20 protein-coding genes are annotated in these 15,764 nt (G+C 66.9%); 5 read left to right on the forward strand and 15 right to left on the reverse strand.

Translation table 11 applies throughout. The features are described from left to right. Window positions 1–66 precede the first annotated feature (66 nt). Genes AB0H61_RS33810 through AB0H61_RS33820 form a run of 3 tightly spaced genes read right to left on the reverse strand, consistent with a single transcriptional unit; the run spans window position 67 to window position 1,270 of the window. Window positions 67–291 (reverse strand): TetR family transcriptional regulator C-terminal domain-containing protein, encoded by a 225-nt coding sequence (locus AB0H61_RS33810; protein WP_357311883.1) that lies wholly within the window; start codon window positions 289–291, stop codon window positions 67–69. Further along, a complete protein-coding gene (locus tag AB0H61_RS33815) occupies window positions 225–437 on the reverse strand; it encodes a hypothetical protein (protein ID WP_357311823.1) in 213 nt (70 codons plus the stop codon). The genes AB0H61_RS33810 and AB0H61_RS33815 overlap by 67 nt, the downstream gene beginning before the upstream one ends. Continuing rightward, window positions 434–1,270 (reverse strand): SGNH/GDSL hydrolase family protein, encoded by an 837-nt coding sequence (locus AB0H61_RS33820; protein ID WP_357311824.1) that lies wholly within the window; start codon window positions 1,268–1,270, stop codon window positions 434–436. The genes AB0H61_RS33815 and AB0H61_RS33820 overlap by 4 nt, the downstream gene beginning before the upstream one ends. Before the next feature lie 189 nt (window positions 1,271–1,459). On the opposite strand from AB0H61_RS33820, the gene AB0H61_RS33825 reads away from it, so the two are divergent. Next, complete coding sequence (locus tag AB0H61_RS33825) at window positions 1,460–1,615, forward strand: hypothetical protein (RefSeq protein ID WP_357311825.1); 156 nt, start codon at window positions 1,460–1,462, stop codon at window positions 1,613–1,615. A gap of 244 nt (window positions 1,616–1,859) precedes the next feature. On the opposite strand, the gene AB0H61_RS33830 is transcribed toward AB0H61_RS33825, so the two are convergent. The 3 genes from AB0H61_RS33830 to AB0H61_RS33840 form a co-directional block, all read right to left on the reverse strand. Further along, window positions 1,860–2,504 (reverse strand): deaminase, encoded by a 645-nt coding sequence (locus AB0H61_RS33830; RefSeq protein ID WP_357311826.1) that lies wholly within the window; start codon window positions 2,502–2,504, stop codon window positions 1,860–1,862. 166 nt (window positions 2,505–2,670) lie between these two features. Next, window positions 2,671–3,315: a recombinase family protein gene (locus tag AB0H61_RS33835; RefSeq protein WP_357311827.1), complete on the reverse strand. Its 645-nt coding sequence runs from the start codon at window positions 3,313–3,315 to the stop codon at window positions 2,671–2,673. A 202-nt stretch (window positions 3,316–3,517) separates the two neighbouring features. Continuing rightward, complete coding sequence (locus AB0H61_RS33840; RefSeq protein ID WP_357311828.1) at window positions 3,518–4,366, reverse strand: helix-turn-helix transcriptional regulator; 849 nt, start codon at window positions 4,364–4,366, stop codon at window positions 3,518–3,520. 138 nt (window positions 4,367–4,504) lie between these two features. Between AB0H61_RS33840 and AB0H61_RS33845 the strand changes: the two genes are divergently transcribed. Next, the gene (locus AB0H61_RS33845; protein ID WP_357311829.1) at window positions 4,505–5,284 is read left to right on the forward strand and encodes an NAD(P)H-dependent oxidoreductase; all 780 of its coding nucleotides are present in this window, start codon (window positions 4,505–4,507) and stop codon (window positions 5,282–5,284) included. Between the two features lie 15 nt (window positions 5,285–5,299). On the opposite strand, the gene AB0H61_RS33850 is transcribed toward AB0H61_RS33845, so the two are convergent. The 4 genes from AB0H61_RS33850 to AB0H61_RS33865 all read right to left on the reverse strand — a co-directional run bounded on the left by AB0H61_RS33850 (window position 5,300) and on the right by AB0H61_RS33865 (window position 8,171). Further along, window positions 5,300–6,427 (reverse strand): transposase, encoded by a 1,128-nt coding sequence (locus AB0H61_RS33850; RefSeq protein WP_357311884.1) that lies wholly within the window; start codon window positions 6,425–6,427, stop codon window positions 5,300–5,302. 239 nt (window positions 6,428–6,666) lie between these two features. Beyond that, the gene (locus AB0H61_RS33855; protein WP_357311830.1) at window positions 6,667–7,164 is read right to left on the reverse strand and encodes a hypothetical protein; all 498 of its coding nucleotides are present in this window, start codon (window positions 7,162–7,164) and stop codon (window positions 6,667–6,669) included. A 74-nt stretch (window positions 7,165–7,238) separates the two neighbouring features. Beyond that, entirely contained in the window at window positions 7,239–7,655 is a 417-nt protein-coding gene (locus AB0H61_RS33860) for an NUDIX domain-containing protein (protein ID WP_357311831.1), read from the reverse strand. A 9-nt stretch (window positions 7,656–7,664) separates the two neighbouring features. Further along, window positions 7,665–8,171, reverse strand: a complete 507-nt coding sequence (locus AB0H61_RS33865; RefSeq protein WP_357311832.1) for a helix-turn-helix domain-containing protein — start codon at window positions 8,169–8,171, stop codon at window positions 7,665–7,667. A 53-nt stretch (window positions 8,172–8,224) separates the two neighbouring features. Here AB0H61_RS33865 and AB0H61_RS33870 point away from each other — a divergent pair, with 53 nt between their 5' ends. Both AB0H61_RS33870 and AB0H61_RS33875 read left to right on the forward strand, forming a co-directional pair. After that, the gene (locus AB0H61_RS33870) at window positions 8,225–9,028 is read left to right on the forward strand and encodes a thioesterase family protein (RefSeq protein ID WP_357311833.1); all 804 of its coding nucleotides are present in this window, start codon (window positions 8,225–8,227) and stop codon (window positions 9,026–9,028) included. Window positions 9,029–9,042: 14 nt separating this feature from the next. Then, complete coding sequence (locus AB0H61_RS33875) at window positions 9,043–10,506, forward strand: MFS transporter (RefSeq protein ID WP_357311834.1); 1,464 nt, start codon at window positions 9,043–9,045, stop codon at window positions 10,504–10,506. A gap of 52 nt (window positions 10,507–10,558) precedes the next feature. Here AB0H61_RS33875 and AB0H61_RS33880 read toward each other — a convergent pair whose 3' ends face one another. Next, complete coding sequence (locus AB0H61_RS33880) at window positions 10,559–11,368, reverse strand: ABC transporter permease (protein ID WP_357311835.1); 810 nt, start codon at window positions 11,366–11,368, stop codon at window positions 10,559–10,561. Further along, window positions 11,368–12,327, reverse strand: a complete 960-nt coding sequence (locus AB0H61_RS33885; RefSeq protein ID WP_357311836.1) for an ATP-binding cassette domain-containing protein — start codon at window positions 12,325–12,327, stop codon at window positions 11,368–11,370. Before AB0H61_RS33885 ends, AB0H61_RS33880 begins: the two co-directional genes overlap by 1 nt. 91 nt (window positions 12,328–12,418) lie before the next feature. Between AB0H61_RS33885 and AB0H61_RS33890 the strand changes: the two genes are divergently transcribed. Then, window positions 12,419–13,177, forward strand: a complete 759-nt coding sequence (locus AB0H61_RS33890; RefSeq protein WP_357311837.1) for a TetR/AcrR family transcriptional regulator — start codon at window positions 12,419–12,421, stop codon at window positions 13,175–13,177. 33 nt (window positions 13,178–13,210) lie between these two features. On the opposite strand, the gene AB0H61_RS33895 is transcribed toward AB0H61_RS33890, so the two are convergent. The 3 genes from AB0H61_RS33895 to AB0H61_RS33905 are packed head-to-tail and all read right to left on the reverse strand — an operon-like array spanning window position 13,211 to window position 15,665. Beyond that, window positions 13,211–14,320, reverse strand: coding sequence for a winged helix DNA-binding domain-containing protein (locus AB0H61_RS33895; RefSeq protein WP_357311838.1), 1,110 nt, complete (start codon window positions 14,318–14,320; stop codon window positions 13,211–13,213). Between the two features lie 17 nt (window positions 14,321–14,337). Beyond that, window positions 14,338–15,288 (reverse strand): M56 family metallopeptidase, encoded by a 951-nt coding sequence (locus tag AB0H61_RS33900; RefSeq protein WP_357311839.1) that lies wholly within the window; start codon window positions 15,286–15,288, stop codon window positions 14,338–14,340. Beyond that, window positions 15,285–15,665 (reverse strand): BlaI/MecI/CopY family transcriptional regulator, encoded by a 381-nt coding sequence (locus tag AB0H61_RS33905; RefSeq protein WP_357311840.1) that lies wholly within the window; start codon window positions 15,663–15,665, stop codon window positions 15,285–15,287. Before AB0H61_RS33905 ends, AB0H61_RS33900 begins: the two co-directional genes overlap by 4 nt. Window positions 15,666–15,764: the final 99 nt, after the last annotated feature.

Raw genomic sequence — 15,764 nt, forward strand, 5'->3', positions numbered from 1 at the left:
CCAGGACGTCTGGCCGATCCCGACTGGGACGACGTCATGAATGTTGATGCGGACGGCGCTCGGCGGTCATTGCTGGGTTGTGGCGCCGAGTTCGATGGTGATCGCGTCGACCAGCAGGTGGCGGGCGCGGTCGAGGGGTATCGATCCGCTGTGCCAGCGTTCGGACAGTCCCTCGACCAGGGCGGTGAGACGTTCCGCGGCCGCGGCGTCGTCGACGTCGGCGGCTACGGTGCCGACATCTCGAGCTTGCCGGATGAGGTTTCGATGTCGGTATTCCAGGAGTGGGTCGATGCCGCTAGCCGTTCACGCAGATCGGTGTGGAACACGGCGCTGGCGCGCAGTTCGCCCCAGGCGATGGACCTGGCCACGATCGCCAACACGATCGCCGCGTTCGAACCGGTGTCTATGCCCGGCTTGGGAACCCCCGTCGGATTCAACCGCGGTGGATCGCCGCGAGAACGGCCTCGGCTTGGAAATCCGCACCGGCAGCATTCGGATGCAGCGGAAACGCGATCAGCGCCGGATTCCTGATCGAGAACGGGACAAACCCTTCGACGTAGCGCACCGTAGGCGCCTGGCACACGTCGTGGCCGACGCTCGGGGTGTAGACGTCGACCAACTCTGCGTTCGAAGCCGCCGCCTCGCGCGCCAGCATGTCGTTCAGCCGCGCCAATGTGTCGCGCAGGTAGACGATGTCGATGTCGGCCATAGGAATGAACGGCCGGCATCCCGTGCCGTCCACCGGCGCGACCGTGAGGTAGTTGACCACCAGAATCCTGGCCTTCGGCGATCGTTGCCCGATCTCGGCTAGCACGGCGGCGATCTTCGGCGCGACCGCGGCGATGTTGTCCGCCATCCGGTCGACTCCGCCCCTGGTGTATTCGGCGACACAGCTGTCCTCCGGCGGCAGCACCGCGGCGGGATCGAGCGCCTTCGGATTCACGCACTCCGCCAGCAGCTCCTCCAATCCGATGTCGTTGCCGCCGATGCCGATCGTCACCAGGTCGGTGGTCGCGGTCAGCCGATCGAACTGGGGCGCGTTGACCCCGAACGGCACTGCCTGCGGACCGGCCATATCCACGGTCCGTGCCCCGCCGCAGCTCGCGTCACGGAACGTCTCGATCGCCAGCGCCGCCGCGACCTGATGCGGATAGTCCGTCGGCGACTGGTCGCACCTGACCGGCGTCGATTCCGTGTTGGGCGGTAGCCCGGTGAGGACATCGGCGGTGTGCGAATCACCCAGCGCGACATACTCGCGATAAGTGGTCATGTCCGCTCCGGCGGACGGTTCGCCGGTTATGCAGGCGGCGACGAACAGAGCAACGATTGCGGGGGTCGATCTGATTCTGATCACGGATGTTTAATAACCACACCACCCCCGGTCGTTACCGATGCAAATCAGCTGTCGAACCCGACACAGGTGAACTGAATATCAAGCCGCACAATCGATTCGGAACTTGTGTATGTGGAAGGTATCGCCGGAGAAGATCTGATCGAAGGCCACGACGCGATCCGCCACTTCCGCGTCATGTTCGACCAACTGCGGGTCATGGCTCCGAGTCCGCGTGATTCGACCACCCTCATCCCGGAAGTCGCTGCGGCACTGGGCAAGTGACGGATCCGGCGTGCGCTGGTACTGCGGGCTCTGAAAGAACTCGGTTCGAACGGCCTCCGTCAGTCCGTGGTCGTGGATCGGGCAGGCGCAACCGGGCGCGAATCCGCGACAGATGAATAGGCGGCCTCACCAGTCCACGACCCGAGTCGCGGTGCGGCGGGCAGGAGATCATCAAGCCCTGCCCCCGACCCTGCGCAACTTCGGGACACCGTCCGTCAGGCTACCTTCCTCGATGCCGCCACCCTCACCGCCTCCAGAAGAAGTGATGCACCACCCCGCTCGGGCTGGGGATCTGCTCCAGATGGAAACGGTCGACAAGCTCGTCGGGACCCGTCCACAACCTTTCGCCGCGACCGAGTTCGGCCCGCGAAACGGCGATATGCATCGTGTCGATGAGATCGGCGTCGATGAACTCCCGGACCGTGGCGACACCGCCACCGATCCGCACGTCCTTACCCTCGGCGGCGTCGAATGCCTGCGCCAGGGCCTCCTTCGGAGAGGCGTCGAGGAAGTGGAATGTGGTGTCCCCCAGTGTGATCGAGGGCCGAACGTAGTGGGTGAGGACAAATACAGGGGTGTGGAACGGGGGTTCGTCCCCCCACCATCCCTGCCAGTCGTAGTTCTCCCACGGTCCGCGTTGCGGACCGAACTTATTGCGCCCCATGATCTCGGCGCCGATGTTGTTGGTGAAGTCGCGAGTGCAGTAGTCGTCGAGGCCGTAGGTTCCCCCGGGGTCGGTCCGGGTGGGCCAGTGGGCGGTGGCGCCCGCCCAGGAGAAGAGCGCGCCCGGATCGGCATGGCCGAACGGGCGCTCGAGGCTTTGCCCCTCCCCGGAGCCGTATCCATCGCTGGAGACGTTGAAGTTCTGAACGCGGACCAACTGTTTCATCGGAACCCTTTCTGGTTGCAATATGCAATCGGTTGGTAACCTACCAGACTGATTCCAAAATGCAATCAGTTGCGCCCGACGCTTCACACCGCAGTGCCGACGCGGGTCGTCGTCATCGCGCGCCGGCGAATCCATCCTCCAGATAGGGGTATTGGTAAGGAACGTGTCACCAGGTACATGAGCGCCGTGGGTGATAGACCCGTGGCACGGTGCCGCTGATGATGCGGTGGATGGTGGAACGGCCGACGCTGTATTCGTCGGCGAGGTCGGCCAGGCTGGCGTTGTCGTCGGGGTCGTGGTAGCGGCGGTGGATCGTTTTGCGTGCTGCGAGAGGCAGTTTCGGCTGCTTGCCCTTGAGGCGGCCTTTCGCGCGGGCTTTGGCCATTCCCTCGCGGGTGCGCATGTGGTTGAGGTTGGCTTCGAACTCGGCGACCATCGCGAGGGTTTGCAGGAACAGCTTCCCGAAGGGGTCTGCCCAGTCGTGGATCTGATGGCCGACACCGAACAGCACGCCGCGTTCACGTAGCCCGGTCAGGATTTCTCCGGCTTCGGCCATGTTGCGGGCGAAGCGGTCGAACTTCGTCGTGGTCAGAACCACTTGCCGGTCGGTGACCGCGGCGGCCGCGGAAGTGACGGCGGTGAGGGCGTTGTCGAGGCCGGTGCGGTTGGTTCGGGTGGTTCCGGAGAATCCTTTGTCGATGAAGATCCGCTCGCCGGGGACGCCGAGGGCGTGGAGTTGGTCGGTTTGGATCTCGACGTCTTGTTCGTCGGTGGAGCAGCGTACGTATCCGACGCGGAAGGGTTCGATCACCCGTTCGATTGTTCCTGATAGCGGGGGTTGACCGGGACGGCACCCGGAACACCTATACGGAACACCGGTTATCAGGGCTGGAGCCGGTCGGGTGGGGTGTTCCGTTTGCCGATCGGCTTACGGAACACCTGATGGGCCTTCGCCGCGGCCCGGGATGCCGTCAGTGTTGAGGCGTTCCCGTCGGCGGGGTGGCGTCGGTGAGTTACTCGTGGACCTGAGCCTTCATTGTGGGATGCGCGTCGCCATTGTCCGCGCCGAGGCCCGCGAGCAGGCGCAGCCCGTCTTCGGCGGGGCTGCCGGGGGTCGCGGACAGCACGATCAGCTCCATACCTGTTTCGTCCGGGAGTGCGAAGTTCTCCTGGTGCAGTTCCAGCAGTCCGACCAGGGGATGCCGGTACGCCTTGCGTCCATGTGTGCGGGCGCGCACGTCCGCGCGAGCCCAGAGGCGGCGGAAGCGCTCGCTGCCCATCGCCAACTCGCCGATGAGCGAGGCCAGGCGGGGGTCCTCGGGGTAGTGGCCGGCAGCCAGCCGCAGATGCCCGACCACGTCGAGGGTGCATGTCTCCCAGTCCGCGTACAGGCCGTGCTCGGCCTCCTCGAGGAAGATGTGCCGGGCAGTGTTCAGGCCCGGCATCGACCGGCCATAGAGGAGCCCGGCGAGGCGGTTCCCGGCGAGCACGTCCAGGCGGTGGTCCATGATCAGTGCGGGTGCGTCGGCGACTAGATCGAGGACGCGCAGCAGCTCCGGCCGGACGCGCCCGCCCGGTGCCTTCGCGCGCCGACGGCGCTGCCGGGCGAGCCGGTAGAGGTGCTCGCGTTCGGTCTCGTCGAGGCCGAGGACGCGGGCGAGTGCGTCGAGGACCTGCTCGGAGGGCTGGGTCGCGCGGCCCTGTTCCAGGCGTACGTAGTAGTCGACGCTGACTCCGGAAAGGTGCGCGATCTCTTCGCGGCGCAGCCCTTCGACCCGGCGGTGCCTGTCGGTGGGTATGCCGATGGCCGCAGGGGCGACCCGGGAACGCCGGGTCCGCAGAAAGCCCGCGAGGTCGTCCATACCCTCAGTATGGCCGAGGTGGTGCCCGTGAAGGTGGTCCTGCCGTTACCAGGAAGTCCAGTCCGATGGAAGAGGCGTCCCTGAACGCCGGGGTGCTGCGACGCCCAGGATCGAAAGCACTGATTCGAAGGAGTTCTGATGAAAACGCTGATCGTCTATGCCCACCCGGAGCCGAAGTCGCTGAACAGCTCGCTGAAGGACCTCGCTGTGTCCACGCTGGAGGCCGCCAGGCATCAGGTACGGGTGAGCGATCTGTACGCGATGAACTGGAAGGCGGTCGTGGACGCCGCGGACTACGGCCCCGACGCTTCGAGTCCGCTGAAGGTTGCCCTGGACTCGGGCCGGGCCTTCGACGCCGGGACGCTCACCCCGGACGTCCGCGCCGAGCAGGAGAAGCTGCTGTGGGCCGACACGATCATCTTCCAGTTCCCACTGTGGTGGTACGCGATGCCCGCGATCCTCAAAGGCTGGGTGGACCGGGTGTTCACCTACCACTTCGCGTACGGGGTCGGCGAGCACAACGACACCAAGTATGGCGAGCGCTTCGGCGAAGGCACCCTCGCGGGCCGCAAGGCGCTGCTGTCGGTGACCGCCGGCGGCCCGGAGTCGCATTACGCGGCCCGCGGTATCAACGGCCCCATCGAGGATCTGCTGTTCCCGATCCAGCACGGCATCCTCTACTACCCGGGTATCGAGGTGCTGCCGCCGTTCGTGCTGTACGGCACCGACCGGATGACCGACGATGCCTACCCGGACGTGGCCAACGCATGGGAGCAGCGCCTGCTCACCCTGGAATCGACCGAACCGATCGCGTTCCGGCAGCAGAACTTCGGTGACTACGAGATCCCCTCGCTGCACCTGAAGGAAGGACTGGAGCCCGCGGGCCGCGCGGGTTTCGGACTACACGTGCGCGGCTAACCGTAGGAAGCCGGTTCACAGATCTCCGAGGTTGAGCCGGGTGTTCATGTTGAGTTTGACCTCGCCGTATGGGAGCACGTGCGACCAGAACAGCGGGGTCAGGCCGCGCTCGTCCTCGGCGGTGAGCACACCGTCCCATTCCGAGTCGGACAGAATGTCCTGGATCATCAAGACATTCACATAGACGAGGGCGGCCTGGCAGATCCGCAGGCACAGCACGCTCATCTCCTGTTCGTCGCGGCGGTTGGAAGCGATTTCGGAGGTCTTGCCGTAGTAGATGACCTGGTTGGCTCCGTTCCAGGACTCGACCACGTTCAGGCCGCTGTTGATCTCTCTCTGCAATTCACGACTTCGCAGGTAACGGCACAGAAAGATCGTCTTCTGAACCCGGCCGAGTTCGATCATCGCCTGGTAGGTGGGGTGGGCGGCGTTGGCTTTCATGAACCGGCGCAGGATCGCCTCGGTGGAGGCGGTGTGGGTGCGGATCGCGGTGGCGTACTTCATCATCTGGTCGTATTGCTCGGCGATCAACTCCCATCGGATGGGCCCGGTCACGGCCGGTTTCAGCCCAGGCCACAGGTCTGGTTCCCCGGCTGCGGGCCGGTAGAGCCGGCACTTGTTGATGCGCTTGATCCGGGGTAATAGATCGAATCCCAGGAGCCTGGTCACGCCGAATCCGATTTCCGACTGGCCGTGGGTATCGACATAGCTGGATTCCACGTCCATCTCGGTGCCGTGGTGCATGGCGCCGTCGACCATGGCGTGGACCTCGGAGGCGGAGCAGTTGAGCAGCTGGGAGTGGATGACCACCGATCCGTTGCGCTCGACACTCCAGTAGATGAGCACGCCGCGGCGGCCGTAGCGGGAGTGGTGCTCGGTGAAGATGTTCTGGTCGTACGCGCCGAAATGCGTTGAGTCGCTGGCGATGGCCGTGGACGACTCGCCCCAGATCGAAGGCTTGCGGGTGGCGAAGGTGGCGTTGGCGATCTCGATAGCGATCCGCCGCGCCGCCTCGGTGTTCAAGTAGCGGCGGCGCACGTAGCGGATATCGTCCTCGGTGTGGCGGTCGGTGCCGCCGGCCACCGACTTTATCCCGGTGTTCGTGCCGTAGGCATACATCGCCAGCACAAGCCGCTCCGCCAGTGAAGGACTATCTCCGCCGTCCGATCAGCGCTCAGCACTCCACCGTCGAAGACCAGCATCACCCCATCGCTGGGATAGCGACCGGGTGGAACTCAATAGTCTTCGGCTCGCTCGAACTCCATGAGGCACAACACTATCCACCGCAGAGCGCCTCGGTGCCCGACCGAGGAACACCGAGTCCACGGACCGGCGATCCCGGGCGCATCGCTTCGAGGAAATCACCGGACACACGCTTGTCGTCAGATCTGATCGAGCCACGCAATGAACAGCACCACCCCGCCCGCGGCCAACAGCACCGATACGGGCACCGGCCACGGCGGCCCGGCCCGACCGAGCAGACGCCCCGCCAGCCGCACCTGAATCGCGCCGAGTCCGGCCAGCACGGCCGTCCACGCGGGCAGCAGCCCCACCCCGAGCAGTGCGTGCACCACCCACGCGCCTGCCAATGTCGGCCCGCCCCAGGAATTCTCGTAGTCGTTCGCGGCCACCAGCGGATAAGCGATGCCGCGGACGGCGGCCACCACCGCCAGGAAGGCGAGGAACCAGGCAACCAGACCCGACGCCGCGCCCAGCCCGGAATGCGCGGTCACCCGGCCGGGCGTCAGTTCCCGGGGTGTGATGCGTACACCGAGCAGTCGCCGCGGCACCCGCAAGCGCACGGCTACCGGCGCCAGCGAGATAGGCAACGCCGCCAGTGCGTAGGCGGCCCAGCGCAGCAACCAGCGAACCGACTTCATGGACATGACGGTATCGCGGCGCACGGTTCGCACGGCGACTATCGATTCCGCCGTGTCGGTGGGCGCACGGACGCCTAGGTCAGCTTGCCTGCTTCGACCAGATCGTCGAACAGCAGCTGATCGACCGGCGGCACCAGCGACCGGTCGGCATAACCGAACCAGGCGACCTCTTCGATTTCGCTGCTGGCCGCGAGGGTGCCCGAATAGTCGCCGGTGTAGCAGCTCATTCGCACCACCACGCCATTGGCCGGTTCGTGTGCGGCCGCCTCGTAGGTGCCGACATGGGCGACCGTCTCGGGCAATAGCGCGACCGTGAGTTCTTCTTCGATCTCGCGCAGCAAGGTCTGCAGATCGGTCTCCGCGCCCTCGCGTTTACCACCCGGGATGTAGAAGATGTCCTTACCTCGCGGGCGGGCGCACAGAATGCGACCGTCCTCGATGCGCACCCATGCGACGGTGTCGATCAATCGGTGCGCTCGCTCCTCCGCCATCGCCGCAGCTTATCGCGGAGGCTGTCCGGTGGCGGTATCGAGGAGTTCACTCGGGATCAGCGAGGCATCCTTGGCTCCCGGGCCGTAGACCGGTCGCAAATCGCGCCCGTGCACGAGTTCACCGCATTCGGAGCACATCGGCTCGATCCGTGCGGTGTGGCCGCAGGTCTGGTGCAGGGATTCGAGCGGGGGCCCATCCGGGGCCGCCCAGTCGTCGCCCCACTGCCGCATGGCGGTGACCACCAGCCACAGCGAGCGACCCTTCGGGGTGAGCCGGTAGTCGTGGCGGACCGGGTTGTCCTGGTACGGCTCCTTGGTCATGACGCCCTGGGCGACAAGGTGTTCCAAGCGCTGGGTGAGCACATTGCGGGCAATGCCGAGGCGGGCGCGGAAGTCGTCGAATCGGGTCACCCCGAAAAGTGCGTCACGCACGATCAGCAGCGTCCACCATTCCCCGACTACCTCCAGGCACTGGGCCAGGGAGCAGTTCATGTCCTCGAAGCTCGTCCGTCGCATGACCCCAGCGTAGTCGGTTGCTTGAAGAAACTCACTGATTTAGAGTGCGTTGCATGATGCAACTCACTACGTCACTCGCGGACGTATTCGACCTCCGCGAGTTGGACTACCGCGTGTGGCAGGCGCAGGTCGACGAAACATGGCGCGGATGGACCGGGCCGCACGGCGGGGTGGTCGCGGCGCTACTGATCGAGGTGGCCCGCCGGGCGACCGGCATCGAGTTGTCGGTGCGGGCGGTGGACCTGCGGTTCCTCGGACGGCCGAGGGACGGGATCTTCACATTTCGGGCCATCGAACACGCCGTCGGACGCAGCACCGTCGTCGTCGACGTGACGACCGACCAGGAGGGCGTCTCCGTGGCCGCGGCGTCGATCACCTTCGGTCGCGGAGGTGTGACGGGCGTACCGGAACGCCCCGGCCCTGCCGCACCCGAGGTCCCCGCGTCCGCGGCATGCCCGCTGTTCCAGTTGCCACCTGAGATCGTCCCGGTCGGAGCACATTTCGAGATCCGCCCTGCGGCGGGCCCGCTGCCACTGAGCGGTGCGGACGACGCGTGGATGTGCGCGTGGATCGCATTGGCGCCCGAGTTGCCGACCGACGCCGCCACGCTCGCGATCCTCGCTGATGCCCTGCCGCCCGCCCTCTTCCCCACCCTCACCCAGCCCGTCGCGGTGCCGACCGTCGCGCTGTCGATGCACCTGCATACCGACCTCGCCGCGGCACCGCCACAACCGGTCCTGGTGCGCGCGACGAATATCAGTACCGGCGGTGGCTGGTCGGTCGACGACACCTCCCTCTGGGATGCGGACGGGCGACTGCTCGCCACGGCCCGCCAGACCCGCCGAGTTCTCGGCTGAATCGGAGTATCTACGTGAATACCCCTGTCGCGGCCCGAACCGCCGGGTCCGAAGTCCGGTCCGCCGTCGATCACCGGGTGGTTCTCGCCATCGTTTCGGTGGGCGTGCTGCTGTCGAGTCTGGACCTGTTCATCGTCAATGTCGCGATACCGGAGGTGGCGCGCGATTTCGGGACCACCCAACTGTCCGAGCTTTCCTGGGTGCTCAATGCCTACGCGATCGTGTTCGCCGCGCTGCTGGTGCCCGCGGGGCGGCTCGGCGATCGCGCCAGCAACCGCACCATGTTCCTGGTCGGGCTCGGCGTGTTCGTCCTCGGCTCGACATTGTGCGCTATGGCGTGGAATGTGGGCGCGCTGGTCGGTTTCCGCGTCACGCAGGCCGTCGGCGCGGCCATGCTGACGCCGTCGTCGCTCGGTCTGGTGCTAGCGGCTACGCCCGCGGAACGTCGGGCGACAGCGGTGCGGCTCTGGGTCGCGTTCGGCGGGCTCGGCGCGGCCCTCGGTCCGGTGATCGGCGGGCTGCTGGTCGAGATCGACTGGCGCTGGGTGTTCTTGGTGAATGTGCCGATCGGATTGGTGGCGATCGTGGTGGGCCTGCGGCGGCTGCCCGATCCGCGCGGCGATTGCGGACCATTCCCGGACGCGGTCGGCACGCTCATGCTCATCGGCGGGATCGGCGCATTGATCCTCGGCCTGGTCAAGGGTGAGGAGTGGGGCTGGACCTCGGCCGGTGTGCTGATCTCCTTCGCCGCCGCCGTCGTGCTCGGTGCGGGCTTCGCGATCTCGTCGGCCCGGCACCGGAGTCCCGTCGTCGATCCCATACTGCTGCGCGCCCCGAATTTCGCGCTGATGGCCGGTAATTCGGTGTTCTTCCAGATCGCGTTCGCGGGGATGCTGCTGACGGCGGTGCTCTGGACGCAGAACGTGTGGGGTTGGTCGGCGCTGCGCACCGGCCTGGCCATTTCGCCCGGGCCGCTGATCGTGCCGATCGTGGCGGTGCTGGCGGGGCGGCTCATCGGCAGGTTCGGCGCGGGACCTGTTATCGCCGCGGGCGGCGTGGCATTCGGCGGTGGCCTGCTCTGGTGGGCGCAGGCGGTCACCGTGACACCCGACTACGTGGGCGGGCTGCTCGGCGGCATGCTCATCACCGGTCTCGGTGTCGGCCTGACCCTGCCGACCGCATTCGCGGCCGGCAGCAGTGGGTTACCGCCGCAGCGCTTCGCCACCGGCTCCGCGGTTCTGAGCATGTCACGTCAGGTCGGCCTGGCCATCGGCGTCGCGATCGTGGTCGCCACGCTCGGCTCCCCCAGCGGTCCGCAGGAAACCCTCGACGCATTCCAGAGGACCTGGTACGTGACCGCCGCGGTCGCGGTCCTCGCCGGGCTGATCGGACTCGGCGCCCGAATGCCGCATGCCGCTGTGCCGCAATCGGTATCGGCCGCGCAACCGGCGGGCGGATCGGCCGCCGACGCGCAATAATCTCCCGGCCGTCCGGTGCCCGGCATATGCCGGGCACCGGACAACCGTCCGTTCATCGACTCAGCCGCTGGAACCGGCGCACCGCGAGCGGTAGGAAGATCGCGGTGATCAGCAGTGGCCACACCATCGCCATCAGCACCGCGTGCTGCTCGATCCACGAATCACCGCTGCCCACCGGGGTACCGAACAGTTCCCGGCTGGCCGCGACGGTGGAGGAGATCGGATTCCATGCCGCGACGAACCCCAGCCAGTCCGGCATCAGCTGTGGCGCAACAAAAATGCTGGAGATCATGGTCAGCGGGAAGGCGACCGCGAACAACCCGCCGGCCGCCTCCGGATTCGGCACGATCAGCCCGAGCCAGACCCCGACCCAGATCAGCGCGAACCGCAGCCACAGCAGCAATCCGAATGAAGCGATGGCGCCGAGGAATCCGCCGTCCGGACGCCACCCGATGATCAGTGCGGTGAGCATCAGGATGGTCAGTTCGGCGCACGCGACCAGCAGGTCGGTGACGCCACGTCCGGAGACGACCGCCGAAGAGGCCATCGGCATGGAACGGAACCGGTCGATCACGCCGTTGGTGGCGTCGTAGACGACCACTGTCGCGGTATTGATGAATCCGAAGGCCATCGTCATCGCGAACATGCCCGGCATCAGGAAGTCCCGGTAGTCCCCGCCTCCCGGAACGCTCATCGCGCTGCCGAAGACGTAGCCGTACAACAGTACCGAGAGGATCGGGAAGCCCAGCTGCCAGGCGATGTTCACCGGCTGACGCTGATAGTGGGTCAGGCCGCGCCGCACCACATTCCAGCAGTCGGCGACGGCCCAATAGGCCCGGGAGTGCGGCAATGCGGCGGTCATCAGGCTGCCTCCTCGGCGGTGGTGCGGTGTCCGGTCAGTTGCAGGAAGACATCATCCAGACTCGGTCTGCGCAATCCGATGTCCTCGACGACGATGCCCTCGTCCCGCAGCGTGCGCGCCACCTCGGTGAGCGCGGCGACCCGGTCGACGACCGCTGCGTGCACCCGCCGCTCGACATCGTCGGTCTCCGGTTCCCCTTCACTGACCCGCGCCACCAGCTTCGCGACCGCGGGTAGATCGGCGGCCTCCGCGGCGACCACCTCGATGAGATCGCCGCCCACCGTGTTCTTCAGGCCGTCCGGGGTGTCGTCGGCGATGGCCCGGCCCTGGTCGATGACCGTGATACGGGAGGCGAGTTTGTCCGCCTCTTCGAGATATTGGGTGGTGAGCAGCACGGTAGTGCCGTCGGCTACCAGTGCCCGCACCGAATCCCAGACCTCGCCGCGACTGCGCGGATCCAGACCGGTGGTCGGCTCGTCCAGGAAGAGCACATCCGGCGCCAGGATCATCGATGCCGCCAAGTCCAGCCTGCGTCGCATGCCGCCGCTGTACTTGCCGACACCTTTGTCCGCGGCATCGGTGAGATCGAAGCGCTCCAATAATTCGGTGGCCCGCTGCCGGGCCCGCCGCCCACCGAGATGGAAGAGCCTGCCGAACATTTCGAGATTCTGCCGCCCGGTGAGTACCTCGTCGACGGCGGCGTATTGGCCGGTGAGTCCGATCCGGGCGCGTACCTCCCGCGGTTGCCGCGCGATGTCGAGCCCCGCCACCGTGGCCGACCCGCCGTCGAGGCGAATCAGCGTGGACAGAATCCGCACGGCCGTGGTTTTGCCCGCACCATTCGGTCCGAGCAGGCCGTGCACCGTGCCGCGGCGCACGGTCAGATCGAAGCCACCCAGGGCGCGCTTTTCTCCATATCTCTTCTCCAGACCTTCGGCTTGGACCGCGAAATCGTTCACCCTCATCCTCCTGTTCGAGCCGAACTGGGTACAGCGTACCCTATTGTGGGTACAATGTACCCAGTTTTTTTGGACGGCTAGGCTGACGACCATGACGAGCACGGAGACCAGCGGCAGCGGTGATATCGCGCGCACCCTCGACCTGCTCTGGAACGCCGGTCCCCGCCCGACCCGCGGCCCCAAACCCGGTCTCACCCTGGACCGCATCGTCGAGGCCGCGGTACACGTCGCCGATACCGAAGGGCTGGATGCGGTCACCATGCGTCGCGTCGCCACCGAACTCGGCACCGGAACCATGTCGCTCTACCGATATCTTCCCGGCAAGGGCGAACTTCTCGATCTGATGCTCGACCGCGTGCAGCGCCCGTCCGCGGGCGAGGGCAAGACGACCGACTGGCGGACGGCGTTGCACACCCTCGCGTACGAAACACTGGCCCTGTACCGACGGCATCCGTGGCTGCTCCAGGTGAACCAGACCCGGCCGGTGCTCGGGCCGAGCGCGATCGAGGGCATGGAGCTGGTGCTGGCGCAGATCCGGCCGATGGGATTGACCGACCCCGAACTGGTTTCGGTCATCATCATGATCGACGGATACGTCGTCGGCGCCGCCCGGACCCAGGTCCACCAGCAAGAGGCCGAACGTAAGACCGGGCTCACCGATGCGGAATTCTGGCAGGCGCAGATCCCCGTACTGGAGCAGGCACTGGCCAGCGGCCGCTATCCCGTGATGGCCTCGATGTCGCAGGATTCCTTCGATCCGGGCTTCGATCACTTCGGCTTCGGACTGGAACGCATCCTGGACGGGCTGGAGGCTCTGGTCACACGACGCGCCGCGATTCCGCCAGGCTGATCCGCGCCGCCGCGGAACTCCCCGGCGCGGGCACTAGGCGGCGCGGACCACCAGCTCTTCCACACCCAGGGCGCTCGCCACCCGGGCGGCGGTTGCCTCCAACTGTTTACGAGGCAGCGGCGCACCATCGAACATCGAGACGACAAGATCCGCGTCGGAGATTTCCCAGGTGCCAGCGATGCGGCCGTTCACCACGACAATCGGGGCGATCCAGCCCGCGGCGCGGCTCACCTTTGCCCGGTGGGCGGCGGCTAGCAGCGCGGTGTCCGCCGTACCGGGCCCGAGGATGTACTGATCGAATGCGCCCAGTAGGTACACCGATTGCCCGGTTGTCGCGGCTGCCAATTCTTCGGCGTACTCGCTCAGGACGTAGGCCCGGCGGCCCTCGATGTCCACCTCGGTGAGTGCATCGCCGAGTTCCGAGAACCACCGGCGCACCGTGGTTTTGCGCAGACTGTTGCGGCTCAACCAGGCATCGAAAGCCTCGGGCGTCGCCGGCCCGTAGGCGCCCAGGTAGGCGGCAATGGCGGCGGGTGCGGCGACGTCGGGTTCGGGCAGGCCGCGCCAGCCGGGGATCAGGTGCGCCGGACTGGTGAACGTCACCCGATTGCCTTGCGCCGGACCGTGACACAGTGCGCCCTGCCACGCCAACGGTTTGAGCAGCGCGCCCCACCCCGAGCGCAGTTCCTCGCCCATTCGGTGGAACGCCGGATCGGACAGCAGCGCGTCGACCAATTCCTCCCGGGTGAGCACCGCACCGTCGAGGATGTGCGAGACCGCCTCGGTGAGCGCCGCGACCTCGGCCGGAGTCGCGCCGAAATTGCGCTGCCACACGGGCTTTTCCCAGGTACGCGCGGAGGCGATGAGCGGAAGGAAGGCGGCTGCCGCGTCCGGGGTGATGGCATGCAATGTGCCCCGCATGGACCAGGTCTTCACCACGGTTCCGGCGGCCAGTTCACGCACAAGCGCGCCGGGCTCCGGCTTACTGCTGCGCAGCGCCACCGCAGTCTCCGCCGAGGACGTCACCTGCGCCTGCACACCACACAGCCGTCCGACGATCTCCGGCACCCCCGCATCGGCCGGACGGCTCACATACTGGCGACCCGAACGCCACGCGAAGACCTGATCCCAGGTGATCTGCACTGTGTTCCGCTCCCTCGTCAGCTAATCAGCGTGCTGCAGAACAGTATCCCGACCGCGATCTCGAGCAGTCCGATCACCGTCGCCGCGATCACCCCGACCAATGCCGTGCGATTGGTGGCCCGCCGCATCGGGCCCACCGGCTCCACCAGGCGTTCGGCCCGGTCCAGCACCGCGGTGCTCGCCGCGCACAACGCCCCCGCCGGGACGGCCGCACCCGCACCGACCAGCGCGAGCAGACCACCGAGCAGTGGCTCCGCCCCGTGTTTGCTGGCCGCGCGGTCGTCGGCGCACATTTCCAGCAGTCTGCCGATCTCCGTGGCGCCCTCGGTCAGTAGGCGCACGCCGGGCAGCGTGGTGGCCATACCGCGCAGCATCCCGCTCAATGCCGCATGTCGTCCGCGCAGATGGGCACGCTCATGCGCCAGCACCGCGGTGAGTTGGTCCCGGGTCAGCGCTTCGACAGCGGCGCTGGTGATGACGATGGTGTCGGGTCGGCCGGCCACGCAATAGGCTTGCGGTTCGGTCGAATCCAGCACGACGGCGCCGACGCCGGGCACCCGGCGCCCGACCATTCGGACCGCCCGCCCGTGCTCGGCGGTGCGCCTACGCAGCCGCAGCGCTACCCGCACCGCATGCGTCGAGACCGCGGCGACACCAACGGTGACCAGCGCCGCGATCCCGAAAGTCGCGGCCTGGGTGACGAATCCGCCGTGGATGTGCGCGGGCATCGACAGCACCGAATAACACTCGCGCAGGGCATCACCGGGATGGCGCCACAGTGCGGCGAATTCGATCACGAGCAGTGCGGCCGCCAACACCCAGGCGCCGAGGGCCCCGGCGATCGCGACCAGCCAGGCCAGCACGCCGAGCCGGGGCGCGACACCGCGCCGGGTGAGTTTGCGCAACACCGGCGGGCCGAAGGTGGCCACCGCGGCGCCGTACAGCATCAGACAAAGTGCGACGTTCACTGCGCCTCAGGGGTTTTGCGCGCGGTCAGCCTGCGCAGTGCCGCGCGCAGGCCGGCCGACTCCTCGGCGCTGATCCGATCCACGAAGTGACTGAGCACCAGATCCGAGCGGCCGCCAGAACCGAGCGCCTCCAACATCAGCCGTGCACTGTGTTCCTCGCGGGTGAGTGTCGGCCAGTACCGGTACGCCTTGCCCGCGCGTTCACGGGCCAGCCAGCCCTTGCGATGCAGATTGTCCATGGTCGACATCACGGTCGTATAGGCGATGTCGCGCTCACGCGACAGTTCCTCGAAGATTTCGCGGACCGTCGTGGTCTCCGCGTCCCGATCCCAGATGCGATCCATGATGACCGCCTCCAGGTCCCCGAATCCACGCACCGTGCCGACTCCTCATCGCCGCTGGAACCTCTGGCGTCTCAGGGTACCGGTTGCGGGGCATTGCTACGTAGTCGAACAGTAGATTTACCGCACGGCGCC

The sequence above is a fragment of the Nocardia sp. NPDC050710 genome (genome assembly GCF_040654375.1).
Classification (GTDB): domain Bacteria; phylum Actinomycetota; class Actinomycetes; order Mycobacteriales; family Mycobacteriaceae; genus Nocardia.